The sequence below is a fragment of the Ancylobacter gelatini genome (genome assembly GCF_022601675.1).
In the GTDB taxonomy this organism is placed as follows: Bacteria; Pseudomonadota; Alphaproteobacteria; order Rhizobiales; family Xanthobacteraceae; genus Ancylobacter; species Ancylobacter gelatini.
The window spans coordinates 87,862-112,719 of sequence record NZ_JAKVIL010000005.1 but is presented as its reverse complement, the minus strand read 5'-3'; the positions used below and the strand labels follow the sequence as shown (position 1 = coordinate 112,719).

Sequence of the window (24,858 nt, the reverse complement as noted above, 5' to 3'; positions counted from 1 at the left end):
CATAGCCCGCGCGCTTCCCGCATGCGGTCTCAGCTTCTGCTGCCGGTGCCGCGCTCGCGTGCCTGCAAGGTCTGGCGCAACTGGCGATCGACCGCCCGCAGACGGACTTCATCGGAGGCGAGCGCGGCAAGCGCCTCGATCGCGTGCGCCTCGCGCTCGCTCAAGTCGCGCGGCTTCCTGTCGATGACGCACAGTGAGCCGACGACAAAGCCGTTGCCGTCCAGAATCGGCGCGCCCGCATAGAAGCGGAATCCGGGCTCCCCGGCCACGGCGGGGTTGTCGGCAAAACGCGGATCGCTGGAGAGGTCAGAGACGGAGAACACCTTCTTCTGCAGGATGGTGTGGTTGCAGAAGGCCCAGCTCCGCGGCGTCTCGGGCAGTTCAAGCCCGATCCGCGACTTGAACCATTGCCGCGTCGGCGTCAGCAGCGTCATCAGGGCGATCGGTGCCTCCAGACTCTGGGCGGCGAGCCAGGTGAGCCGGTCGAACGCTTCTTCGGGCGGCGTATCCAACAGGCCCGTGCGCTCCAGCGCGACCAGCCGTTGCCGCTCGTTGAGCGCAATCGGGAACGCCAGGCCCTCCTGAGCCATGGCAGTGACCTCGTCGTCCGAGAGCCATCCGCGCAGGGTCGCCACCGCTTCGGCCGGTTCGCGCAGGAGCGTGACCCGCGAGGGCAGTTGCAGCCCGGGTGGGTCGCCGACCGCCACGATGCGGCTGTGCAGAAGTTGCGCATTGCCGGCGAGACTCTCCAGAAGCGGGAGGTGGTGATCGTCGGCGCCAGTCAGATCAATGAGCACGGTATGCGGCTTCAAGGCGCCGATCATGACCATCGCGGACATGACATCGTCGAACAGCTCGGCCGCGCATTCCGGCACCTGGTCCAGAAGCCTGCGATAGGTCGCCAGACGCTCAGCTGATGCGATGACCACGATGGCTGCGGACGCGCGGAGCACCTCGGAGGTCGCGCCCTTATTGTCGATCAAAGCCATGACATCGGCGCGATAGACCCTGCGATGCCCGCCCGGCGTCTTCCATGACGAAATCGTGCCGCCCTCGATGAGCAACTGCGCCGTACGCACCGACACACCGAGCAGCCGAGCCGTATCGGCGGTGGTGAGGATGTCCTTCTCTGCGTCGATCATCGCGTTCCCAATAGAGCTTGAGCGGCACGGGTCATAACCCACAAACAGGATATTAGCACAAAGTCATATTTGATAGAAATGATAAATTTGATACTTCACCTCCCGCACATCAGGAGGAATTGGAATGACGTCCCAGCACACCGAAGCCGCAGACTTCGCCGTGACCGCCGCCGACAATCAGCAGCGGCTGCGTTCGAAGCTCCAGCGGCGCTATGATTTCATCGTCTGCGGCGCCGGCTCCTCCGGCTCGGTCGTGGCGCGGCGGCTGGCCGAGAACCCGGCGTTGCAGGTCCTCCTCGTGGAGGCGGGCGGCGACGATGATGCCGAGAGCGTCCGCAACCCTTCCATGTGGCCACTCAATCTGGGCAGCGAGCGCGACTGGGGCTTCCAGGCAACCCCGAACCCGCATCTCGATGGCCGGACCCTGCCGATGTCGATGGGCAAGGGACTCGGCGGCGGATCCAGCATCAACGTCATGGTCTGGGCCCGCGGCCATCGCAGCGACTGGGACTTCTTCGCCAAGGAAAGCGGTGACGATTCCTGGGGCTATGACGCCGTGCTCGATACCTATCGCCGGATCGAGAACTGGCAGGGCAAGCCGGACCCGCAATACCGCGGAACCTCGGGCCCGGTATGGGTGCAGCCCGCGCAGGACCCCAGCCCCATCGCGCTCGCAATGCTCGACGCAGCGACCGAGATCGGCATTCCCCGCTACGATCATCCCAACGGCGCAATGATGGAGGGCGCCGGCGGGGCCGCTATCACCGACATGCTGGTCAAGGACGGTCGGCGCAACTCGCTGTTCCGCGCCTACACCTACCCGTTTATGGACCGGCCCAACCTCACGGTTCTGACTGGCACGACGGTCCGCCGGGTGCTGTTCGTGGGTCGGCGCGCCGTCGGGGTCGAGGCGCTTCGCGATGGCAACCTCTTGACTATCGGCGCCACCTCCGAGGTGATCCTTTCGCTTGGCGCGATGCACACACCAAAGGTGCTGATGCATTCGGGGATCGGGGATCGCTCCGAGCTTGAGCGGTTCGGCATCCCCGTTATCGAGCATCTGCCCGGGGTCGGCGGCAATCTTCAGGACCACGTCGCTTTCTGCTGCATCTGGGGCACGCGCGAGCCGATCGCGCCGCGCAATACCGGAAACGAGGCCAAGCTTTACTGGAAGACGCGTCCGGAGCTCGAATCGCCGGACCTGCTGTTCTGCCAGGTGGAATTCCCGGTGCCGAGCGAGCGTACCGCGGCGCGCGGCGTGCCCGGTCATGGCTGGACGATGTTCGCCGGACTTGCCCGCCCCGCGAGCCGAGGGCGGCTGCGCCTGACCGGATCCGATCCCTCGTCCGGCATCGAGATCGACGCCAACATGATGTCGGCGCCGGAGGACATGGACGCCGCAATCGCCTGCGTCGAGCTCTGCCGCGAGCTTGGGAACGCACAGGCCTTTGGGCCGCTGGTAAGCGGCGAGGTCCTTCCGGGGCCATTGAAGGGCGAGTCGATGAAGCAGTTCATCCGCGACTCAGCCGTCACCTACTGGCACCAGAGCTGCACAGCCAAGATGGGACGCGACGCGATGTCGGTCGTCGACGGTACTCTCGAGGTCTACGGCGTCAAAGGACTGCGCATTGCCGACGCCTCCATCATGCCGCGCGTCACAACCGGAAACACGCAGGCACCCTGCGCCATCATCGGAGAGCGCGCCGCCAAGGCAATCCGTCAGACCCACCACCTGTGAGTTGCCTGCCGGGGCCGCCGGTACGAGGCGCCCCGGCGATGCCGCGAGATCGATCCGTGCTGCATGATTCCGCTTCGCTCGAAAGGCTCGACCATCCCGAGCCGTTCCGTGGCCTGAATGTGATGATGGTGACGTCGGACCATACCCTGCGTTGCCATGTCACGACCTATTTGCGGGAGCACGGATGCCGCGTCGTCGGCGCGGACCGCGTGCCGGCGGTGGGGCGGCTCCAGTCCGAGCGGTTCAACCTTCTGGTTCTCGACGCACAGCTTGACCCCGGCGATGGCTTCGAGGCGCTTCGCCGCGTGCGGGCGGTGTCTGAGCTTCCCATCATCATGATCACCCGAAACCGGCAGGACGAGATCGACTGTGTCGTCGGGCTGGAGCTGGGCGCCGACGACGTCCTCGCCGCCCCGCTCAGTCCGCGCGAATTGCTGGCCCGCGGCCGCGCTATTCTGCGTCGCATCGGACGCTCTCGCTTCTTCGATGCCGAGAACCGCTCGGGTGGCTGGCGCTTCATTGGTTGGGAGCTTCGGCGCCGCACCCGAACGCTCACCGATCCGCCCGGCCGCGTCGTCGACCTCACGCGCAATGAATATGCGTTGTTATGCACCTTTCTGGAGGCACCGCGTCAGGTGCTCACCCGTGTGCAGCTCATGCGGGCCACTCGCCCACATGAGGACATCTTCGACCGGAGCATCGACGGGCAGGTGCTCAGATTGCGACGGAAGCTTCAGCCGAACGCCAGCGCGCCGCAGCCGATCCGCACCGAGAGGGGCGTGGGCTACCTGCTGGATGCGGAGGTCGAGCCCTTGTTCTAGCGACGTGCATGTTTCATCCGTCGTAATTCTCCATCTCGCTGAAGCCATATCGACGAACAGGCCGCTTATCGGTGCTCCAGCAACATGGAGTACCTTATGAGTACCAGCATCAACAGCATTGCAAGCGAGGCGGCTTGCGCGCTGCACAAACTGGACGTCGCGCGACCGGAGCTTTTTCAAACCGGCCGAGTGTTCCGCTGCTTTGAAAGACTGCGACGGGAGGCGCCTGTTCACCACTGCGCCGACGGGCTGTTCGGGTCCTACTGGTCGATCACCAAGCATAGCGACATCGAGGCGATCGAACTCGATCCGGACACCTTCTCTTCGGAGCACGCCAATGGCGGCATCACGATCACGTCGCGTCCCGATGACCCTCAGTTCCTGCCCTCTTTCATCGCGATGGACCCGCCCCGACACGCGGCGCAACGAAAGGCTGTCGCGCCGGCATTTTCTCCCGAGCGCCTGCAGTACCTCGCGCAGCGGCTTCGTGACTGGTCGGCAGAGATTGTGGGCGAACTGCCGGTCGGCGAACCTTTCGACTGGGTGGACAAGGTCTCCATCGAGTTGACGGCGCGCACGCTGGCCTCGCTGCTCGGCTTCCCGCGGGAGCGGTCGCGCGACCTGATCCGCTGGTCGAACGCGATGGTTTCGCTCCCCGGCAGCGCGGCTTTCCCGACGATCAACGACAAGCTGAAAGTGATGCAGGAATGCTTCTCGGCCTTCGACGCCATCTGGGAGGAACGGCTGAAAAACCCGCAGGGAGACGACCTGCTCTCCATGCTGGCCTCGGGCCCCGAAACGCGCGCCATGTCGCGCGCGGAACTCCACGGAAACCTCGTGCTGCTGATCGTCGGCGGCAATGACACCAGCCGGAACGCGATCAGCGGCAGCGTCGTCGCCTTCGATCGCTTTCCAGAAGAACGCGAGAAGCTGAAAGCTCATCCCGAGCTGTTGACCGCCCTCACGCCCGAGGTTCTGCGCTGGCAGACGCCCGTCGCCCATATGCGCCGCACGGCCATGCGCGACGTGACCCTTCGCGGGCAGCAAATCCGCAAAGGCGACAAGGTCATCCTCTGGTACATCTCGGCGAACCGGGACGAGGACGTGTTCGAGCGCGGCGACGACTTCCGGATCGAGCGGCCCAATGCACGGCGTCATCTTTCCTTCGGCGCGGGAGTTCACCGGTGCATAGGTGCACGCGCGGCCGATCTACAGCTGAAGATTCTCTGGGAGGAGATCCTGCGGCGCATCCCGCGCATCGAAGTGGTCCAGGCGCCGGTCACGACCTCGTCCACCTTCGGGCACGGCTATACCGAACTCATGGTCCGCATCCGTGAACGCTTAGCAGCCTAATCACTGCGCCACCTGCGACGCAGTGCCTTCGACACGTGCGAGACGGCTTAATCGATCCCGCAACAACGCCCCGACGAGACCACGGCGCCAGTGCTCGATTTCGGCGCCGCTTTTACGAGCTCGCCCAGGCCGGCCCAGCGCAGATCGCCAGTGAAGCCCTGCAACGCATCGCCGAGCTCTATCGCGTCGAGGCTCCGATCCGTGGACGAACCCCGGATGAGCGCCGGGCCGCGCGCCAGGAGAAGAGCAGACCGATCATCAACACTGGGCCGTCATCGCTTCGCTGGTCGAGACCTGCAAGCTCAACCGCATCGATCCCGAAGCCTACCTCGCAGACGTCATCACCCGCATCGTCAACGGCCACCCCAACAGCCGAATCGACGACCTCATGCCAGGGGCCTATCCCGCACAGCCGGTCTTCAGCCACGCGGCCTGAAGACAACGGTTACATTGTATTTCCGCTCCGTTGCATTTCTCTCCCCAGTCCCGTTGGATGACTTATCCAGCTACCCACAAACCTGCAGCGGGCGAAGCCTTCTGCAGCAATGGAAGATCGCGCTAATCGTTTTTTCCGAACCATCGGGGCGGCGCGCTGGGCTGTCGGGACTCACAGTCCGATCGCGCCGCCGTACGCTCAGGCGCTACGTCGCGTCGTCGCCATAACCCAAACCCGCAAGCACGGTCAGCAGGGCGTTGGCGGTCTGGCGTCCGCTCTCATTCTTCCGGCAGACAAGCCAATATGGCAGGGCTAGTTCTGAGGGCAGTGGGATCTGGCGCAGGTCGCTGCTCATCCGGGCTACCGATTCCGACGGCAGCACCGAAACGGCACCGTGGTGCAGGACCAGATTGAGGACGACGGGCATCGAATCGAGCTCGATCACCTTCAGCCTGTCCATCTCGCCCTCCGTGAGCGTATCCGCCAGCAGGCGATTGATGATCTGACGTAGCCCACTCCTCGGGCTTGGGACGGCGATAGGAGAGCCAAGCACGATCCTGGCCAAGGCATCCCGCCCTTCGCCCGGTTTGATAACGTGCGACTGACCGACAAGCGACAACGGCGATCGTGCGATCAGATAACCGTCGAAATCCCTTGGGACGGTGACGCTGTTCAGGAGCACCGCATCGTAGGTGCCGCTCTTCAGGCCGGCGATGAGTCCTTCGGTGGTCGTATTGGCCACCAACAGGGGTTGGCGGGGCTTGTCGTTCATCCAGGCCGCGACGAGCGAGGCGAGCAGCGTGGCAACAAAGCTGTCATGGCCTATTGGACTGATCGAGCCGAGCCGGATGGTCGCGGCACTTCGGCGGGAGCGGCCGGCCGCCGCATGAGCCAGTTCGTTCCAGATCGCCTCGATGGCACGGGTCGACCTTACCAGCCGCTTTCCCGCCTCTGTCGTCGTCGAGCCATCCACCCGGCGATTGAACAGGCGACAGCCGAGCGTCGCTTCAACATGTGCGATCTGGCGGGCAAGCTGGGGTTGGCCCAACCCGAGCGACTTGGCTGCCCCGCGGATGCTGCCGGTTTCGGCGACATGTGCAAGGCGGGCTAAAGCGCTGAGGCTCAGCGAGACGTCCTGCCTGCTACGGTTGCCGATGGCCATGATATCCTGGACATGCTCGGCGAGCTGCTTGATGACAGGAGAAAGTCTCTCGGCCTCAAGGGTCAGGACAACGCTCGTCCCAGCTTTCTGCACAAGTGGCACAGAGATCTGGCTTTCCAGTCGATCGATCGCGGCGGCAATACTTGAAACCGGCTTCCTCATTACCCGGGCCGTGCCCCGGATGCTCCGTTCGCTCATCACCCGATGGACGATCAGAAGGGTCGAGGTATCCATTTCGAGACCTGTCAGCGCCTATGTTGCCAAGAATTGCCAACCTCAACGAGAACAAGAGAACACGGAAACGCGCACCGTTCAGCGGATGGTTGGGCACGCGCGATAGTTCAAGCAGTAGATCGGGAGCTGCCAACCTATCTTGGAGTTGGCCGAGAATCTCATCGGTTCACCATAGCAATTGCGGCAGAGGCGCTTGACGCGCTGCTCCGTCCGCTGAACCGGAGGGCCTCTTCGCCCCGTCGCAAACAGCGGAAATCGCTGGCGTGCCGCGGACCTGATTTCGACACCCGACATCAGCACGGGTGAGGTCACGACGTTTGGAGACGTCCGCTAAGTATCAGATGATATTTGAAGATTCATGAAGACCCAGTTCAAGATGTTAAACATCATATGCCAATATGAAGATTCTAGCATATCCCAAAATATGTACACCCTGAAATAGGGTCATAGGGGCCTTCTCAGCCGTCGGAAGCTATGTTTGGCTGCTCCTATAAGAAGATCTTCCGGGGAACCGGTGCGTATCAGAACTGCCCGCGAGGCAGCCGCTCGGCTGCGCGACGGGAGGCTGGCCGACGACGCCTCCTGACCGGGGGGATCCGTCAATATCAGCGTGGTATCCGACCCCGGCTTCGTCGGCAGTGCCCGGTTGCGCGAAGCGTATGCCGTTCTCCCTGCCGGACGACCCGCCCGACAAAGCAACGGGCGCAACCTTCGTTCGCATTGAAATCCAGGAAGACAAAAATGCAGGAAATCTGGATCGACTACATCAATGCCCTGGATACCAAGGCATTGGAACTGACCAACGACGAGATCCTTGACGCCGTGTCCGGTGCGCTGGCCGCCCAAGGGCGAGGCGAAACGGTGATCGAACCCAGGGTTCACCTGGTTCCCGAGAGCTCCGACAAGGGCCATTTCAACGTCCTGCGCGGCTATGTGAAGCCACTCGACTGCGCCGGCGTGAAGGTGGTCGGTGATTTCGTCGACAACTACAAGGTGGGCCTACCCTCCGAAATGGCGGTGTTGAACCTGTTCAACCCGCGGACCGGCATGCCACAGGCCATCATCGACGCGACGGCGATCACGGACATGCGCACCGGCGCGGTCACCGCGCTCGGCGCCAAGCATCTGGCGCGCAAGGACAGCAAAATCCTGGGCCATGTCGGCGCACGCGGCACGTCTTACTGGAACGTGCGGCTGCTGGATCATCTGTTCGACTTCGACGAGATCCGTGTCCATTCGCGCCGCCCCGAGAGCCGCGAAGCCTTTGCCGCACGGCTGGAACAGGACCTCGGCAAGAAGATCATCGTGACGGACAACTGGGAAGATTGCCTAAAGGGCGCCGACATCATGGTGGAGGCGAGCCGCCTGCCCGAACCGACGCCGCTGTTCAAGACCAGCTGGGTGAAGAAGGGGGCCTTCGTGGTTCCTTACGGCACGATGAGCGCACTGGAGATCGATCTCACAGACATCATGGATAAGGTTGTCGTCGACGACTGGGGACAGTGCCAACCGGGCCGCCCCTTCGGCGCGCTTCGCCGACATGTCGACGAGGGCAAGGTGACATTGGAGACGCTCCACGCCGAACTCGGGCAGATCGTCGCCGGGCTGAAGCCCGGACGCACCGATGACAATGAAACAAACCTGTTCTGGCATCGCGGCCTGTCATCGTCGGACATCGCGTTGGGGCACGCCATGCTGGAGAAGGCAAGGGCGCTGAACATCGGACAACGCCTGAGATACGCCTGAGCGAATACCGTCAACCCTACGAATCCAAAAACCAGAGGGGTACAACCATGTTCAAGGTTTTCAAGGCGCTGGCCGGCGCCGTTGTTCTCGCTGGTCTCGCCAGCCCGGCTGTTGCGCAGACGGTCAAGGTCGGCAGCAAGAACTTCACCGAACAATATGTGCTCGCCGAAATCTACGCGGCAGCGCTTGAGAATGCCGGCCTCAAGGTGGTGCGAAAGATCAATCTCGGTGGAACGCTCATCGCCCATCAGGCGCTGACCACTGGCGAGATCGACCTCTACCCGGAATATACCGGCACCGCGCTGATCTCTGTCGTGAAGGGCAAGGTCCAGAGCGATCCGGATGCCGTCTACAAGGAGGTCAAGGACTTCTATGAGAGTAACTTCAAGGTCACATGGCTGAAGCCTGATGCGATCAATAACGGCTACGCTCTGCTGGTCCGGCCGGAAACGGCGGCGGCTCATAACCTCAAGACGCTGAGCGACCTCGGCAAGGCCGCTCCCACGCTGGTCCTGGGCGCCGGGCCCGAGTTCAGCGATCGGGCGGATGGGCTGCCCGGCCTCAAGGCCACCTATGGTGCGGTGTTCAAGGAGTTCAAGCAATTCGCCAAGCTTGGTCTGCGCTATGATGCGCTCGCCGCCGAGCAGATCGACGTGGCGAACGGCTTCGCGACCGATTGGCAGATCGCCGACGGCAATCTGGTCGCTCTCGAGGACGACAAGCACCTGTTCCCGCCCTACTACGTCGCGCCCGTCATCAGGCAGGATACGCTTGCGGCCAATCCGAAGATCGCCGCAACGCTCGACGCGCTCTCCCCGCTGCTGGACAACGACACGATGCGCCAGCTCAACGCGCGCGTCGAAAAGGACCGCGAGGAGCCGAAGGACGTCGCCATGGCGTTTCTTAAGGAAAAGGGCGTGATCAAGTAAGCACCAGAGCGTCATGCGGACCGTCGCCATGAAGCCCATCGTCACGCTCGGGATAGCCCGCCTCACCATCGGCGATATCGTCGCCGTTGCCGATGGTCAGCGCACTATCGCGTTCTCCAAAGCAACTGAGGCCGGTATCGAGGCCTCGGCAAGCGCGCTTGCCCTGCTCAGCGCCGCGGGCGAACGCATCTACGGCGTTACGACCGGGCTAGGCGCCGCCGTCGATACGGCGTTGCGGGCGGATGACGACGTGCAGATGCGCGTGCCATTGGCGCGTTGCGTCGGCGTCGGCCGGGCCGGTTCGCGCCGGGAGGTACGCGCCATCATGACGACGCGGGCCGCCCGGCTCGCCCGGGGCTATTCCGGCGCGAGTCTCGCGACAGCGCACGGTCTTGCCGGGCTGATCGAACGCGACGTGCAACCGGTCGTACCGATGACGGGCTCGATCGGGGAAGGTGACCTCGCGCCGCTGGCGGCGATCGCAGCTGTCCTGATCGGGCGGGGTTTCGCGTCCATGGAAGGGGAAATCGTACCGGGGGCCCTAGCTCTGGAACGCGCGGGTCTGTCCCCCCTCCGTCTCGTCGGCAAGGACGGCCTCGCGCTGGTGTCCTCCAATGCCGCGTCGGTCGGTCTTGCGGTGCTCTGCGTCGCCGATGCACGGCGGGTGCTTTCGGCCGCTGTCGCGGCCGGCGCCCTCTCCTTCGAAGCCTATCGCTGCTCGCTGGATCCGCTGTCGGAAGCCGCGCTGGCTCTGCGGCCCCTGCAGGGCCAGGGGGTGGTGGCGGCCGCAATGCGCGCCCTGTTCGAGGGCGGCGCCCTCATCCAGCCAGGCGCGGCCCGCCGCCTGCAGGATCCGTTGAGTTTCCGCTGCATAGCGCCCGTCATGGGGGCGGCGGTTGCCGCGCTGGATTCCGCCCGCGATATCGTCGAGGCCGAGATCAACAGCAGCGACGACAACCCGGCGATCTTCGCCGAGGGGCGCTCCCTGCCGAACGCCAATTTCGACACCACCCATCTGACCCTCGTCCTCGAGATGCTTGGCCTTGCCCTCGCCCGGGTCGCGGCCATGGTCGGCGAGAGGGTCATGAAACTGATGTCGCCGGCCTCCAGCGATCTTCCGCGCTTTCTCAGCCCGATCCAGAACGGCAGCAACGGTTATGCCACGGTGCAGAAGACGGTCGCGGCGCTGGTCGCGGAGATCCAGCACCGGGCCAATCCGATGCCCGTTTTCATCCTGCCCGTCGCCGACCGCGTCGAGGACTATGCCACCATGGCGACGGCGGTGGTGGAGAAGACCGCCGATATCGTCGCCCGGCTGCGGCTGCTGATCGCCGTGGAACTGATGGTCGCCGCTCAGGCCGTCGATCTTCGGGATGGCATCGCACTCGGCCGTGGCACGGCCGGCATTCAGGCCGCCGTGCGGAGCGCTGTCGCGATGCTGACCGAGGACAGGCCTGCGACGCCCGATATCGAAGCGCTGGACGCGATGATCGCGGCCGGTGTGTTTGATGTCCTTGACGGGATCGGCGAGGAGACGACGTGATGCTGCGCTGGGTCCCCACACATCTGCCCGAGATCGCCCAGGCGCTACTGGAGCATGTAACGCTCGTCCTCGTCTCGGTAGCGATCGCGCTGGCCATATCGCTGGTTCTGGGCGTCTACAGCGCGCGCCGGCCGGCGGTCTATGCCGTCGTGGTCTTTCTGACCGGCGCCATCTTCGTGATTCCGAGCCTGGCGCTGTTCGCGCTGCTCATCCCCTTCCTCGGGCTCGGATTCAAGCCGGCGATCGTCGGGCTTGTGTCGTATTGTCTGCTGGCCCTCGTACGCAACGTGGCGCTCGGCATCAGGTCGGTGCCGCCCGAGGTGCTCGATGCGGCGACGGGCATGGGCTACGATCCATGGCGGCGCCTGCTGAGGATCGAATTGCCGCTGGCGATGCCGCTCATCGTCTCCGGTGTCCGCATCGCCACCATCACCGTCATCGGCATCGCGACGGTCGCGGCCTATATCAATGCCGGCGGGCTCGGCACGATCATCTTCGCCGGCATCGACCAGCGCTATCCCGAGAAGATCCTGACCGGCGGTCTGCTCGCCTCTGCCATGGCGGTCAGTGCCGATTTCGCCCTGACGCGCCTCGAGCGGCGCCTGCGTCCTGGACGGGTGGGCTGAGATGTCGCTGATCGCCGGAACCTTCTCCTGGGTCGCCGCCCATTGGGACTTGATGCGGACAGCGTTGATCCAGCATGCGGAGATGAGCATCTGGTCGCTCGGTCTCGGGTTGGCGATCGGCATTCCGCTCGCCATCTCCGTTCTGGGGAGTGAGCGGCTGGCCGCATTCGTCATCAATATCATCAACATGCTCCGCACCATCCCAAGCCTTGCGATCCTCGCCGCAGCCCTGCCGCTGCTCGGCATTGGCCTCGTGCCGTCCGTCGTGGCGCTGGTGGTGCTGGCGCTGCCGCCGATCCTGCTCAACACCTATATCGGCCTTCGGGAAGTGGATGCCGATCTCGTCGACGCGGCTGCGGGCATGGGCATGACGCGCGGTCAGATCCTGCGCAAGATCCAGATTCCGCTGGCCGCCCCGGCGATCTTCGCGGGCATGCGGACGGCGGCCATCCAGGTGATATCGGGGGCGACACTTGCCTCCTTCATCGGCGGCGGCGGCCTCGGAGATTTCATCACGTCGGGGATCGCGGTCATGGACCAGCAGCGCCTGCTCGCGGGCGCGGTGCCGATCGCCATCCTGGCGATGGGCGTCGAGATCCTGCTCGGTTTTGCGGAGCGGCGCCTGCTCAGGAACGTGCGCGAGGGAGGCGATACGCGGTGATCAGACTGGAAGGCATTACCAAGCGTTTCGGCGCCGTCGGCAAGCCCTCGGTGGACGATGTGACCATCGAGATGCCGGAGGGAACGACGACCGCGCTCATCGGCCCTTCGGGCTGCGGCAAGACAACCACGATGCGGATGATCAACCGCATGGTCGAGCCCAGCGCGGGCCGCATCTTCATCGAGGGGCAGGACGTCACCGGGCTCGACCCCGTGACGCTGCGGCGCCGCATCGGCTATGTCATCCAGCAGATCGGCCTGTTCCCGCACATGACGGTGGCGGAGAACATCGGCACGGTGCCGCACCTGCTGGGCTGGTCGCGGGCGAAGATCGAGAAGCGCATCGACGAACTCCTGGCACTGGTCGGGCTCGAGCCGGAGCGCTTCCGAAGCGTGATGCCGCATCGCCTTTCAGGCGGACAGCGCCAGCGTGTCGGCGTGGCGCGCGCTTTGGCCGCCGACCCGCCGGTCATGTTGATGGACGAGCCCTTCGGTGCGATCGACCCGATCGCGCGCGAGCGGCTACAGGACGAATTCAAGGAAATCCTCAAACGCGTGCGCAAGACCATCGTCATGGTCACGCATGATCTCGACGAGGCGATGAAGATGGGCGACCGCGTCGCCATCATGCGCGAGGGGCGGCTCATCCAATACGCCACGCCGGACGAGATCCTCGCAGCGCCCGCGGATGCCTTCGTCGAGGCCTTCGTGGGCCCGGACCGCGCGCTCAAGCGCCTGAGCCTGCGCGGCGTCGATGCGCTGATGCGACCTGGTTCCGTCGCGGATGCGCCGACGATCGCCAGCGGCGCTTCGGTGCGCGAAGCGCTGGCGCGCCTGATCGGCTCCGGTGCGCGCAGCGTGAACGTGCGCGGTGCCGACGGCGCCGTCCTCGGTCATGTCACCCGCGACGCCATTCTCGACGGAGCGGATGCCGCGGCATGAGCTGGGTGGCCAATGCCCGCATGTATGCGGTAACTGCCGATGCCTCGGCCGCATGGACCGAGCTTTTTGCCTGGGTCGCTCGGAAGAGCGGCGTCGATCTGGAGACGATCCAGCATCCCACGAGCCTGCCGATGACGGCGCTCTGGACGCGCTCCGATCTGGGGGCCGCGTTCATGTGCGGCCGACCCTGGTTGCGGGCCGATCCGAAGCCGGCGCCGATCGTCTGCCCCGTGCCGGCGCCGGCGCGTTATGACGGCGCCCCGCGCTACATGACCGATATCGTCGTGCGAGCCGACAGTCCCTTTCGGACGCTGGAGGATACGTTCGGCCATCGCATCGGCTACACGCTGGAGGAATCGCAGTCCGGCTTCAATGCCCCGCGCCATCATCTGCTCGGCTATCGCTCTTTGAGCCGGCCTGCGCTCTATGCGGAAAGCATCGGTCCGCTGCACACGCCGCGCGGTGTGGTCGCAGCGCTCCTGTCCGGCGCGATCGATGCCGGCCCGCTCGATTCCTATGCGTTCGACCTCATGCGCGCCGCACCGGACGATCCCGCCCACGGACTGCGCGTCGTCGCGACCACGGCACCGGCCCCGATCCCATTTCTTGTCGCGTCGCGCTCCTGCCCGCGGCAGGTAATAGAGGCGCTGCGCACGGCCTTTCTGGCCGTGGAAGAGGCGTCGGAGCTTGCGACAATCCGGGAGCGCTTGCTCCTCAGAGGTTTTTGCCCGGTCTCTGAGTCTTCGTATGATCTTCTCAGCGCCTGGGAAGCGGAGGCACTTGCAGCCCGATATGAAGCACCGCGATGACTCCACGGGTTGGCGGTGATGCCCGCCGCTAGCTGCGGGTAGGATACAAATTCCGTTCGCGGGCCTCGGATTATGGGGCTGACCCCTCCTCGATCCCCTCCTCGATCCCCGCCTCGATCCAGGCCCGGGTCTGCTCCAAGATTTCGTCGGAAAGAGCTGGGTCATCGATGGCACGGGCGAGTATGACCGCCCCGACCATCGCCGCCCAGCTTCCAATCGCTGCCTGACGCCCGTCTGCCGGATGCACCGCCGGGAGCGCCGTCTCGAGACGGGCGATCTGCGTGCGAAACCCTTCCGTCATCGCCTCGCGTGCGGCCGGGGTCTGGTGACGTATGGCGGCGGCAAGGCCCGCCGTGGGGCAGCCCGCGGCCGGGTTGTCGCGATGACGCGGCGACAGATAGGCCTCGAGATAGGCGCGGATTCCGATGTCCCCGCCGGCGTCCACCGCGAGGGCGTGGACCAGCGTCTGTGCGACCAGATCATCCTTGGAACTGAAATGCCCATAGAAGCCACCATGGGTGAGCCCGGCGGCTTTCATCACCTCGGCGACGCTGACGGCGTCAAACCCCCTGTCGCGAAACAGCGAGCTGGCAGCGTCGAGGATACGGCGGCGGTTCTCCGCCATCTGCTCGCGGCTGACCTTCATTTCAGAATCCTCCGGCGCCCATGATTGACAGGTACATGATGATTGTCATATTTAGATTTAATCATGATGATCGTCATGTATATGAGCGCGAATGGAAGAGAGAGCAACCCATGGCCGCACAACCCTCCGTTCTTATCACCGGCGCCTCGACCGGCATCGGCGTGGCTTATGCCGAGCGTTTCGCCCGCCGTGGGCATGATCTGGTGCTGGTTGCCCGCAACACGGCGCGAATGGAGGCGTTAGCGGCGCGCCTGCGCGACGAGACCGGCGTGGCGATCGACATCATCGTGGCGGATCTCACGCAGCCCGCCGACCTCGCTGCCGTCGAGACCCGGCTGCGCGAGGACGCACGCATCGGTATCCTCATCAACAATGCCGGCACCGCCATTGGCGGCAGCTTCATCGAGCAGAGCACCGAGGATGTGGCGCGGCTGCTCGCCCTCAACACCACCGCCGTCCTGCGGCTGGCCAGTGCCATCGCGCCGCGGCTGGCACAGGCCGGCGCGGGCGCTATCGTCAACATCGGCTCGGTGGTCGGGCTGGCGCCGGAATTCGCCATGACGGTCTATGGCGCCACCAAGGCTTTCGCGCTGTTCCTGTCGCAGGGGCTCAGCCTCGAGCTTGGCCCGAAGGGTGTCTATGTCCAGGCGGTGCTTCCCGCCGCCACACGCACCGAAATCTGGGGCCACGCCGGGGCGGACGTCAACGCCATGTCGGGGGTGATGAGCGTCGACGAACTCGTTGACGCGGCCATGACCGGCTTCGACCGCCGCGAGGCCGTTACCATCCCGCCGCTGCCCGATGTGGAGCAGTGGAACGCCTTCCAGGCTGCGCGTCAGGCCATGCTGCCGAACACCCGCCAGGAACATGCCGCCGCGCGCTACCGGACGGCCGACTGAGCCTTTGCCCGCCGCGGCCCGGTTCGCCGGCAACAGTCCCGCCCTTCGACCGGCGGCGCGCCATCCGCAGGAAACCAGAAAGAACACCAAAATGAAGGCCTTCATCCTCGACAAATACAAGAAGAGCGGCGCCCTGCGCTTTGGCGATAGGCCGGAGCCGGAATTGGGGGATGAAGATGTCCTGGTCGACATTCATGCCGCCGGCCTGAACCCTCTGGATTCCAAGATCCGCGATGGTGCCTTCAAGCCGCTCCTTCCCTATCGCCCGCCCTTCGTGCTGGGACATGACATGGCCGGCGTGGTCGCGCGGGTCGGCTCGAGGGTTCGCCGTTTCGAGGTGGGCGACGAGGTCTATGCCCGTCCGCGCGATGGCCGGGTCGGAACCCTCGCGGAGCGGATTGCCGTCCATGAGGCCGATCTCGCGCTGAAGCCGAAGAACCTGACCATGGAGGAGGCGGCGTCCATTCCCCTGGTCGGGCTCACCGCCTGGCAGGCGCTGGTGGAGCGCGCCGGTCTGCGCAAGGGGCAGAAGATCCTGATCCATGCAGGCTCCGGCGGTGTCGGCACATTTGCCATCCAGCTGGCCAAGCATCTCGGCGCGACTGTCGCGACGACCACCAGCACCGCCAATGTCGATCTGGTCCGAAGCCTCGGCGCCGATGTGGTGATCGACTACAAGACGCAGGACTTCGAGAAAGTCCTGTCGGGTTACGATGTCGTCCTGAACAGCCTCGGCGGCGACACGCTTCAGAAGTCCCTGCGCGTGCTGAAGCCCGGCGGGAAGCTGATCTCCATCTCCGGCCCGCCGGACGCCGATTTCGCCCGACAGAAGGGGCTGAACTGGGGACTGCGGCAGCTCATGCGCCTTCTCAGCTTCGGCATTCGCCGGAAGGCGAAAGGCCGGGGGCTCGCCTATTCCTTCCTGTTCATGCGGGCGGATGGCGGGCAGTTGAGCCAGATCACGGCGCTGATCGAGGCCGGTGCCATTCGCCCGATCATGGACCGGGTCTTCCCGTTCAAAGCCACCAACGAGGCCTTGGCCTATCTCGACACGGGACGGTCCAAAGGCAAGGTCGTCGTCCGGCTGAAGTGACGGCGGCATCTCAAACCCTGACGCATGGCCGGCCCCGCGGCGCCGGCCGGCGGCAACTATTTGGGCCGCGATGGCGGACCCGTTCCCTCGTTCGGCAAATCGGATCAGCAGCTATGTCCTCACACTCTCCGAAAACCGCTCTTGTGACAGGGGCGTCGTCCGGCATCGGCCGTGCGAGCGCCGAAGCCCTGGCGCGGGCCGGCTTCACCGTCTTCGGCACGAGCCGCAAACCGGGCGGAACCGCCTCGAGCCAGGTCACCATGCTGGCTTGCGACGTGACGGATGACGATTCCGTCGCCACCCTCGTGTCGCAGGTGCTCGCACGCACGGGGCGCATCGATGTTCTCGTCAACAATGCCGGCGTCGGCATGTTCGGGGGCGCCGAGGAATCCTCGACCGCGCAGGTTCAGCGCCTCTACGATGTCAATCTGTTCGGCGTTGTCCGGGTCATCAATGCGGTGTTGCCGTCGATGCGGGACCGCGGGCAGGGCCGCATCATCAATCTCAGCAGCGCGCTCGGGTTCATCCCCGCGCCGTATTCGGCCCATTATGCCGGAAGCAAGTTCGCCGTTGAGGGATATTCCGAGTCGCTCGATCACGAGGTCCGCGCCTTCAATGTCCGCGTCGCCCTGATCGAGCCCGGAACGGTGACCGGCAATTTCGACCAGAGCGCGCTGGAGCCCGACGCCAAGAAGCAGGAATATGATGGCGGCCGCGCCTGGGTGCATGACTTCATCGGGAAGTCGCTGCCGAAGGCGGTCACGCCGGAAGAGGTAGCGGAAGCAGTGTTGCGGGCGGCCACCACATCCCGCCACAGACTGCGTTACCCGGTCGGCAACGTGGCGAAACAGGTCAGCCTGCTGCGCCGCTTGATGCCGGCGCGGCTGTTCGACAAGGCGCTGCGTCAGCAATTCGGCCTGCCACGCTGAGGCAGCTGAGGCCAGTCGCCTGCGTTGTACTGGTCATACTGAAGGGGGACCAGAACCGGGCGCGAAGCCAAACGTGCTGAAGCATGCAGGAACTCCGGTTAGAACAGGGTGACGTTCGACCTTGGAAGGACGGGTGCCGGGTCCTGCGTCGCCAACCCGCTGCCGATCGCGAACACGAACACCGCGCTTATCCGCTGGCGCACCCGCTTGGCGGTCTCGATCGCCGGCCGCGCCTCGATCGCGCGCAGCACCGCCTGCGCGTCCGCCGGCGTGATCTCGCGCACATCCTTCGCGCCGATCGCGGCGAACACGTCGCGCTCCAGCGAGAGCAGCACGTCTTGAGCGTGGGTGTCGCTCCAGTGCGCTTGGAGAGCGCATGCCACTCGCGAGCCGGAGCCTCGAAGCGCGCCGCCTCCGGCGCACCCCTGCCGCAGCAGCTTGCGCGCCTCCGCGCCGGCCTCCCGTGCGGCGGCAAGGCTCATGTCGGGATAGGGGTCGAGGGTGAGCCGCTTCTCCCGACCGGCGATCTCGTAGCGCATCCGCCAGATTCTTGTGCCGGTCCGCAGCACATGGAGATTAAGTCCGCCCGCGTCCGTCAGCTTGTAGGGCCTCTCGCCCGCTGCCGCCTTGCGAATCTTCGCATGGCTCAGTCCCTGCGCAGCCGCCATGTCACCCGATACCCGGTCACCCCGATCCCGTACCCGGTTTATACCCGGGAATTGCCGGCCCTTGGGGCGCAAAAGGATGCAAGGCAGTGCACGGGCACTTGCCGAAAACCCTTGCGTTTACAAGCCACGTGCATGGGGAAGCCCGCGAGGGCAAAGGGCGATGGCGGAGAGGGTGGGATTCGAACCCACGGTACGCTTGCACGCACAACGGTTTTCGAGACCGTCCCAATCGACCACTCTGGCACCTCTCCACGCGAGGGCGATGGTCAATCGCCCGAGAGTGAGGCGCTCAATAGCCGAGGCGGGCGTCCGGCACAAGTACCCCGCCGACCCCGGCGCCGCAAAGCGTGCCGGGGTCCACATCCCTTTGCCGCGCTCAGCGGCGGCGCGGCGCGGCGAACAGCAGCGCGAGGGCGGCTCCGGCGACGCCCGCCGCCACGATCAGCGCCACCGGATGCGCGCTAGCCTGACGCGTCAGCGCGCGCATGCCGTGGCCGTAGAGCCGCTGGCCGCTGTCGAGCGTGTCGTCCGCCAGATGCAGCGCGCGCCCGCGCGCCTGCTCCAGCACCCGCACGCCGGCTTCCAGCGCGTCGTCATAGGCGCTCTCGGCGCGGGTGGCTGCGTCGTTTCCGGCGTGGCTGGCAACGCTCTTGAGGCGGCTGCCCATCTGCCGGGCGGTGCCGGTGATGCGGTTCCTGTCCATCGTGACCTCGCTCTGCAAAGCCGGCGGCGCCGGCCTCTGTTCTGGAGCGGGTTCAACGCGCGTCGCGCGCGAAAGTTCATCGCCCGGCGGCCGCCCGGCAGCGCGCTCTGGCGCGGTGGGCGTCCCCAAATCCGTCATCCGGCCGGCCCGGCGCCGGCAGCCGGCGCTACTCCGCCCCGCCGTTCTCGGAGGCGTCGCGGACGTTCTTGCGGATCTGCACCCGGTCGCGCGAGGTGATGTTGAGCAGTTCGGCGGCGCGCCAGACCAGATTGTCCTCGAACTCGGTCAGCCCGCCATCGGCATAGGCGACCTCGAACATCATCTCGACGATACGCTTGCGGCCCTCCTCGTCCAGCGCGCGGTTCAGCACGCTGGTGAAGGCATAGAGGTCGACCGCCTCGGCGTCGCGGGCGATGGCGGCTTCCAGCAGGGTTTCCGCGTCGTCCTCCGAGAGGCTGAAACGGTAGCTCAGCAGGCGGCGGAGCTTGGCCATCTCGTCGGAGCCGATCACCCCGTCAATGGTCACCACATGGACCAGCAGGGCGGCCGCCGCGAGCCGGTAGTCATTCTCGGCGAAGGCGGTCTCGCGGCCGCCGCCGGCAATCTCGGCGATGAAGTCGGTCAAACTGCGCAGCATGCCGGCGCGATTCTCCAGCGGCAAGACGACGGGGCGAACGGGGGAGGGATGGCGCTAGGTGCGCACCGGCCCTGTCTCGTGGGTAACCGAAGAGACCGGGCGGCGCAACGCTTGCGCGTGCCGCTCGCGCGCATGGGGCGAGGTCGGTGCAGCGGGGCCACACATGCCGGCCCGCCACGCCCGCCGGCGGCACAAAAAAAAGCCCGGCGGGGTCGAGGAACCCGCCGGGGGAGAGGTCGGTCGCAGGCCGGGGAGAGCTCCGGCCAAGGCTGTGCCGGCGGGTGTCACGTCCGGTCTATTCGAGATAGTCGGCGTAGCGCGAGACGTGCTCGGCAAGGCCGAGCGCGTGGTTGCGCACCAGAACCTCGGCCGCGTCGGTCTGCCGGGCCTCCAGCGCCTGGATGATGGCCAGATGGTCCTGGATCGAGCGGTCCGCCCGGTTCTCCTCGCCGATCGTCTTGCGACGGATCATGCGCATATGCGTGAACAGGTTCTCGGCGAGGTTTTCGAGGATGCCGTTGCCGCCCATCGCGATGATGGCCTGGTGGAACTGGATGTTCACTTCGGAATATTCGTCGAGCTTGGCGTGGGGCGCGCCGTCCTCGAAGGTCGCGAACATCTGGCGGAGCATCGCGATCTCCTCATTCGAGGCATGGAGCGTGATCAGCCGCGCGGCGAGGCTTTCCAGCGCCGCCCACACCTGGATCATCTCGATGACCTCGCGCTTGGTCTTGCGCACCACATAGATGCCGCGGCGCGGCACCGAGTGGACGAAGCCCTCGCGTTCGAGCTGCGCCATGGCCTCGCGGACCGGGGTGCGGCTCACGCCGAGGCTCTGGGCGAGCTGGCGTTCGTCCAGCCGCACCTCATGCGGCTGATCGTAGATGTTGAGCGATACGATGACCTCCTTGAGCGCGCTGTAGGCGCGGTTCTTGAAGGTCGAGGTGTCCTCGAGCGGGGCCACGGAGAGCTTGGCGGCGCCGCTGCCGATGCGGCGTGTAGTGGGCTCGAAGCTCATCATGATGCCCGCGTCCCGAGAGTGGACGTCGAAGCTGAAGTCTGGGTCATTGGCGTTGCCTCCCGTTCCCCGTCCCGTGCGGTGACGACTGCCGCCTGCGCGCCGCCTTCTTGGGGGCGTGTTGCGCTGCGGAAGGCGCCCGTTGTGCCCGATCTCCGCTCTCCGGGGGGAACGAGGGAGCCGGCGGGGAGCGGCCATTGCCGCTCTTCGCATGGGCACCGACATAAGTTCCCTTGCGGCAACTCCGGTCGGTTCGAAAGCCCGCCGCGTCGGGGGACGCGGCGGGCCCATTTCACGTCAGTGGCGATCAGGCCGGCTGGGGCGAGGCCTTCAGCTTGTTGAGCGCCATGCCGATCAGCGGCCAGATGGCGGCGATGACGCCGAGGCCCATGATCGAAGACACCAGGCCGTTCGACCAGAACACCGAGAGCGAGCCACCCGAGCCAAGCAGGGACTGGCGGAAGGCTTCCTCGGCGCTATCGCCGAGCACGATGGCCAGCACCAGCGGGGCGAGCGGGTAGTTGGTCTTCTTCAGCAGGTAGCCGAGGACACCGAACACCATCATCATCAGCACGTCGAACACGTTGTTGTTCACGGTGTAGGCGCCGATCGCACAGATCACCAGGATCACCGGGGCGATGATCGAGAAGGGGATGCGCAGGATCGAGGCGAACAGCGGAACCGTGGTCAGCACCAGGATGAGGCCGACGATGTTGCCGAGATACATGGAGGCGATGAGGCCCCACACGAACTCGCCCTGTTCGACGAACAGCATCGGGCCGGGCTGAAGACCCCAGATCAGCAGGCCGCCGAGCAGAACCGCGGCGGTCGGCGAACCGGGGACGCCGAGCGCCAGCATGGGGAGCATGGCGGCGGTGCCGGCGGCGTGGGCGGCGGTCTCGGGGGCGACGACGCCCTCGATCTCGCCATTGCCGAAGTTCTTGCCGTTCTTCGACACGCGCTTGGCAATGCCGTAGGCCATGAACGAGGCAGGGGTCGCGCCGGCGGGGGTGATGCCCATCCAGCAGCCGATGATGCAGGAGCGCAGCGACGTCATCCAGTAGCGCGGCAGCGTCTTCCAGGTCTTCCACACCACCTTCGGGTCGATCTTCGCCGCCTTGCCGCGGAACTCCAGGCCTTCTTCCATCGTGAGCAGGATCTCGCCGATGCCGAACAGACCGATGACCGCGATGAGGAAGTCGAAGCCGTTGAGCAGTTCGGTGACGCCGAAGGTCAGGCGCAGCTGGCCGGTCACCATGTCGAGGCCGACCGCGGCGAGCGCAAAGCCGATCATCATGGAGACAACGGTCTTGGCCGGCGGTTCCTTGCTCATGCCCACGAAGGAGGCGAAGGCGAGGAAGTACACCGCGAACTTCTCGGCTGGACCGAATTGCAGCGCGAACTGGGCGACCAGCGGGGCGATCAGCGTGATCATGACGATCGCGAAGAACGCGCCGACGAAGGACGAGGTGAACGCCGCCGTCAGGGCTTCGCCCGCGCGTCCCGACCGCGCCATGGGATGGCCGTCGAAGGTCGTGGCCACCGACCACGGCTCGCCCGGGATGTTGAACAGCACCGAGGTGATGGCGCCGCCGAACAGCGCGCCCCAGTAGATGCAGGTCAGGAGGATGATCGCCGAGGTCGGCGACATGGAGAAGGTGAGCGGCAGCAGGATGGCGACGCCGTTGGCGCCGCCGAGGCCCGGCAGCACGCCGATGATGACGCCCAGCAGGATGCCGATGGCCATCAGAAGGATGTTGAACGGATCGGAGGCGATGCCGAAGCCGTGGTAGAGGAGGGTGAAATTCTCAGCAATCATATTCATGGGCGCTTATCCCCTTGGGAGGCCTTCTTGTGCGAGCCTGATCAGAGTCCGAGCATGGCCTCGATCGGCCCCTTCGGGAGCGGAATCAGGAACCAGCGCTCAAGCGTGATGTAGAAGAAGGCCGGGACGCCAAAGGCGACGGCCAGCGACAGCGGCCAGCCGTAATGGCCCAGCCAGATCATGAAGAGCACGATCAGCAGCACCGACGGCAGGTAGATGCCGAGGAACGGCACCAGCGCCACATAGATGCAGGCCGGGATCAGGACCTTCAGCACCTGACGGAGCTGGCCGTACTCGGCGAACAGCGGCTCGGGGTTCTCGCGAACGCCCTGCACGAAGTTGATGATGCTGCAGCCGCAGATGATGAGGCCGACATAGAAGGGGAAGAAGCCGGCCTGCGGGCCGTCCGAACTCCATCCAAAGCCGACGATGACGCTTCCATAAACGACGATAAGGCCGAAGAGCAGGGTCAACAGCGCAGTGCCCATTTCCACTGAGCGCTGCTTGGGTCCCGTTTCGGCTCCGTGGTGAGCCTGTTCCATCACGTTTGTCTCCGAAAAATCCGCGCAACGAGCCGGTCGACGGAGTGCTGTCCGTCGACGGAGCGTCTGCCGCGAGCCCGTTGAATGTCTGTTTGTTATTGTCTCGCCCAGGGGGCGACCGGCGGGGACCCTAAGAAGTCCTCGCTATTGCGCTGCGCCGGCCGTGATCCGCTTGGGGATCGCACGGCCGGCCTTGCGGGCCGGCCGTGCTCGGGCTCACGCCATCGTCTTTATCAGTTGCCGGCGATGAAGCCGGCTTCCTGCATCAGGCCCTTGTGGGTGGCTTCGGACTGGTCGAGCCACGCCTTGAACTCGTCGCCGGACATGAAGGTCTGGTTGAACGCACCGTCCTTCATGAGCTGCTTCCATTCCGGGGTCTCGCGAACCTTCTTGAACAGCTCGACGAAGTAGGCGACCTGCTCCTCGCTCACGCCCGGGGGCATGAAGATGCCGCGCAGCATGAGATATTCGACGTCGAGGCCGGCCGACTTGCAGGTCGGGACCGAGGACCAGGACAGGTCGCCGAGGATCTTGTCGGTGTAGGGCAGGGGCTTGGAGTCGAACACGCAGAGCGGACGCAGCTTGTCGCCGCGCCACTGCGAGACGGCCTCGATCGGGTTGTTCACGCTCGAATTGATGTGACCGCCGACCAGCTGCACCGCGACCTCGCCACCGCCCTTATAGGGGATGTAGGTCATCTTCTTGCCGAGCGCCTTCTCGACGGCGACGGTGATGATCTGATCTTCCTGCTTGGAGCCGGTGCCGCCCATCTTGAAGGTGTTGTCCGGCGCGGCCTTGATCGCGGCCTCATATTCCTGCGCGGTCTTGTAGGGCTCCTGGGCGTTCACCCACAGCACGAACTCGTCCAGCGCCAGCATCGCGACCGGGGTCAGGTCCTTCCAGTTGAAGGGAATGCCGGTGGCGAGCGGGGTGGTGAACAGGTTCGAGAGCGTGATGACGATCTTGTGCGGGTTGCCCTTGTTGCTCTTGACGTCGAGGAAGCCCTCGCCGCCGGCACCACCGGACTTGTTGATGACGACGAGCTGCGTCGACATCAGATTGTGCTTGGCAATGATGCCCTGAAGCGTGCGGGCCATCTGGTCGGCGCCGCCGCCGGTGCCGGCGGGGACAATGAACTCGACCGGCTTGGTCGGCTCCCAGGCGGCGCTGGCCGGCAGCATCGACATGGCCGTCATGCCGAGGGCCGTCAGGGCACCAAGGCCGAAAGTGGAGACGTATTTCATTTGGCGTTTTCCTTCCCAAAGGGGTTCTGGCGAACAGCCGATCTTGAATGTCGGCATTTTGATTGGGCGCCGGACCGTGTGTTGGACACGCTGCGGAGCCTCGATAACCGGCAGTCTTTGTTGTGTCTCTCCGCCGGATATTCCGTGGAATAAGTTGTACCAAGAATTCGTCAAAGCCAAGTGTTAATTCGAAAGTCGAATGGTGCGTCGCAAGGTAAGCCTATATTACTCTTCACTGTTATTACGTATTTGGTATTCCAATTTTGGTATACATTATAATTAATAAAATGCGGCAGATGCCGTATTATGTAAGCCATTGAAGAGCAATGGGTTTCATAACAGGGTGTTGACCGGTGCGGGGCCGCGTGACCAGGGTGCCACCAGAGGCGCGGTATGGACAGCTTGTCGCAGCTCTCTCTGGGTTATGCACGAATAATACTTCATAACGTGTGACGTCGCCCGATTTTGCCCGCGCCCTCTCCGTTTTTGCGCCTTATTGCTGCGATGCAGCAT

General features: G+C 65.0%; 23 protein-coding genes, 1 tRNA gene and 1 pseudogene. 14 read left to right on the top strand and 11 right to left on the bottom strand.

What is annotated here, in order from left to right; genetic code table 11:
- Positions 1-29 precede the first annotated feature (29 nt).
- Positions 30-1,142, bottom strand: a complete 1,113-nt coding sequence (locus MKI84_RS10700; RefSeq protein ID WP_241619396.1) for a GAF domain-containing protein — start codon at positions 1,140-1,142, stop codon at positions 30-32.
- 124 nt (positions 1,143-1,266) lie between these two features.
- Here MKI84_RS10700 and MKI84_RS10695 point away from each other — a divergent pair, with 124 nt between their 5' ends.
- The 4 genes and pseudogenes from MKI84_RS10695 to MKI84_RS10680 all read left to right on the top strand — a co-directional run.
- Positions 1,267-2,880, top strand: a complete 1,614-nt coding sequence (locus MKI84_RS10695; RefSeq protein WP_241619394.1) for a GMC family oxidoreductase — start codon at positions 1,267-1,269, stop codon at positions 2,878-2,880.
- Positions 2,881-2,936: 56 nt separating this feature from the next.
- Complete coding sequence (locus MKI84_RS10690; RefSeq protein WP_241619392.1) at positions 2,937-3,701, top strand: winged helix-turn-helix domain-containing protein; 765 nt, start codon at positions 2,937-2,939, stop codon at positions 3,699-3,701.
- Between the two features lie 96 nt (positions 3,702-3,797).
- On the top strand, positions 3,798-5,054 hold the full coding sequence (locus MKI84_RS10685) for a cytochrome P450 (protein WP_241619390.1): 1,257 nt from the start codon (positions 3,798-3,800) through the stop codon (positions 5,052-5,054).
- 92 nt (positions 5,055-5,146) lie between these two features.
- Positions 5,147-5,490, top strand: a pseudogene (locus MKI84_RS10680) (transposase domain-containing protein); the annotation flags it as partial.
- 205 nt (positions 5,491-5,695) lie between these two features.
- On the opposite strand, the gene MKI84_RS10675 reads toward MKI84_RS10680, so the two are convergent.
- Positions 5,696-6,886 (bottom strand): LysR family transcriptional regulator, encoded by a 1,191-nt coding sequence (locus tag MKI84_RS10675; RefSeq protein WP_241619389.1) that lies wholly within the window; start codon positions 6,884-6,886, stop codon positions 5,696-5,698.
- Positions 6,887-7,627: 741 nt separating this feature from the next.
- Here MKI84_RS10675 and MKI84_RS10670 point away from each other — a divergent pair.
- Genes MKI84_RS10670 through MKI84_RS10640 form a run of 7 tightly spaced genes read left to right on the top strand, consistent with a single transcriptional unit; the run spans position 7,628 to position 14,141 of the window.
- On the top strand, positions 7,628-8,632 hold the full coding sequence (locus MKI84_RS10670; RefSeq protein WP_241619387.1) for an ornithine cyclodeaminase family protein: 1,005 nt from the start codon (positions 7,628-7,630) through the stop codon (positions 8,630-8,632).
- Positions 8,633-8,679: 47 nt separating this feature from the next.
- The gene (locus MKI84_RS10665; RefSeq protein ID WP_241619385.1) at positions 8,680-9,561 is read left to right on the top strand and encodes a glycine betaine ABC transporter substrate-binding protein; all 882 of its coding nucleotides are present in this window, start codon (positions 8,680-8,682) and stop codon (positions 9,559-9,561) included.
- A 28-nt stretch (positions 9,562-9,589) separates the two neighbouring features.
- Positions 9,590-11,104, top strand: coding sequence for an HAL/PAL/TAL family ammonia-lyase (locus tag MKI84_RS10660; protein WP_241619382.1), 1,515 nt, complete (start codon positions 9,590-9,592; stop codon positions 11,102-11,104).
- A gap of 2 nt (positions 11,105-11,106) precedes the next feature.
- Entirely contained in the window at positions 11,107-11,730 is a 624-nt protein-coding gene (locus MKI84_RS10655; protein ID WP_241619642.1) for an ABC transporter permease, read from the top strand.
- Position 11,731: 1 nt separating this feature from the next.
- Complete coding sequence (locus tag MKI84_RS10650; RefSeq protein ID WP_425353826.1) at positions 11,732-12,391, top strand: ABC transporter permease; 660 nt, start codon at positions 11,732-11,734, stop codon at positions 12,389-12,391.
- Complete coding sequence (locus MKI84_RS10645; protein WP_241619380.1) at positions 12,388-13,332, top strand: ABC transporter ATP-binding protein; 945 nt, start codon at positions 12,388-12,390, stop codon at positions 13,330-13,332. The genes MKI84_RS10650 and MKI84_RS10645 overlap by 4 nt, the downstream gene beginning before the upstream one ends.
- Entirely contained in the window at positions 13,329-14,141 is an 813-nt protein-coding gene (locus tag MKI84_RS10640) for a phosphate/phosphite/phosphonate ABC transporter substrate-binding protein (protein WP_241619378.1), read from the top strand. Before MKI84_RS10645 ends, MKI84_RS10640 begins: the two co-directional genes overlap by 4 nt.
- 70 nt (positions 14,142-14,211) lie before the next feature.
- Here MKI84_RS10640 and MKI84_RS10635 read toward each other — a convergent pair whose 3' ends face one another.
- The gene (locus tag MKI84_RS10635) at positions 14,212-14,787 is read right to left on the bottom strand and encodes a TetR/AcrR family transcriptional regulator (RefSeq protein WP_241619377.1); all 576 of its coding nucleotides are present in this window, start codon (positions 14,785-14,787) and stop codon (positions 14,212-14,214) included.
- A 110-nt stretch (positions 14,788-14,897) separates the two neighbouring features.
- Between MKI84_RS10635 and MKI84_RS10630 the strand changes: the two genes are divergently transcribed.
- From MKI84_RS10630 to MKI84_RS10620, 3 genes are all read left to right on the top strand, one after another.
- Positions 14,898-15,686: an SDR family NAD(P)-dependent oxidoreductase gene (locus MKI84_RS10630; protein WP_241619375.1), complete on the top strand. Its 789-nt coding sequence runs from the start codon at positions 14,898-14,900 to the stop codon at positions 15,684-15,686.
- A gap of 91 nt (positions 15,687-15,777) precedes the next feature.
- The gene (locus MKI84_RS10625; protein WP_241619374.1) at positions 15,778-16,779 is read left to right on the top strand and encodes an NADP-dependent oxidoreductase; all 1,002 of its coding nucleotides are present in this window, start codon (positions 15,778-15,780) and stop codon (positions 16,777-16,779) included.
- Positions 16,780-16,892: 113 nt separating this feature from the next.
- Positions 16,893-17,708 carry an oxidoreductase gene (locus MKI84_RS10620; protein ID WP_241619372.1) on the top strand — a complete coding sequence of 272 codons (816 nt, stop codon included), beginning with the start codon at positions 16,893-16,895 and terminating at the stop codon, positions 17,706-17,708.
- Positions 17,709-17,806: 98 nt separating this feature from the next.
- Here the strand turns inward: MKI84_RS10620 and MKI84_RS10615 are convergent, their stop codons facing one another.
- The 8 genes from MKI84_RS10615 to MKI84_RS10580 form a co-directional block, all read right to left on the bottom strand.
- Positions 17,807-18,376, bottom strand: a complete 570-nt coding sequence (locus tag MKI84_RS10615) for a tyrosine-type recombinase/integrase (RefSeq protein WP_241619370.1) — start codon at positions 18,374-18,376, stop codon at positions 17,807-17,809.
- A 161-nt stretch (positions 18,377-18,537) separates the two neighbouring features.
- Positions 18,538-18,627: transfer RNA gene (locus MKI84_RS10610), tRNA-Ser, on the bottom strand.
- Positions 18,628-18,752: 125 nt separating this feature from the next.
- Positions 18,753-19,079: a hypothetical protein gene (locus tag MKI84_RS10605; RefSeq protein WP_241619368.1), complete on the bottom strand. Its 327-nt coding sequence runs from the start codon at positions 19,077-19,079 to the stop codon at positions 18,753-18,755.
- 166 nt (positions 19,080-19,245) lie between these two features.
- Positions 19,246-19,716 (bottom strand): tellurite resistance TerB family protein, encoded by a 471-nt coding sequence (locus MKI84_RS10600; protein ID WP_241619366.1) that lies wholly within the window; start codon positions 19,714-19,716, stop codon positions 19,246-19,248.
- A gap of 295 nt (positions 19,717-20,011) precedes the next feature.
- Entirely contained in the window at positions 20,012-20,737 is a 726-nt protein-coding gene (locus MKI84_RS10595; RefSeq protein WP_241619364.1) for a GntR family transcriptional regulator, read from the bottom strand.
- 304 nt (positions 20,738-21,041) lie between these two features.
- Entirely contained in the window at positions 21,042-22,553 is a 1,512-nt protein-coding gene (locus MKI84_RS10590) for a tripartite tricarboxylate transporter permease (protein WP_241619639.1), read from the bottom strand.
- Positions 22,554-22,600: 47 nt separating this feature from the next.
- Complete coding sequence (locus tag MKI84_RS10585) at positions 22,601-23,101, bottom strand: tripartite tricarboxylate transporter TctB family protein (protein ID WP_241619362.1); 501 nt, start codon at positions 23,099-23,101, stop codon at positions 22,601-22,603.
- A 233-nt stretch (positions 23,102-23,334) separates the two neighbouring features.
- Positions 23,335-24,297, bottom strand: a complete 963-nt coding sequence (locus tag MKI84_RS10580) for a Bug family tripartite tricarboxylate transporter substrate binding protein (RefSeq protein ID WP_425353831.1) — start codon at positions 24,295-24,297, stop codon at positions 23,335-23,337.
- Positions 24,298-24,858: the final 561 nt, after the last annotated feature.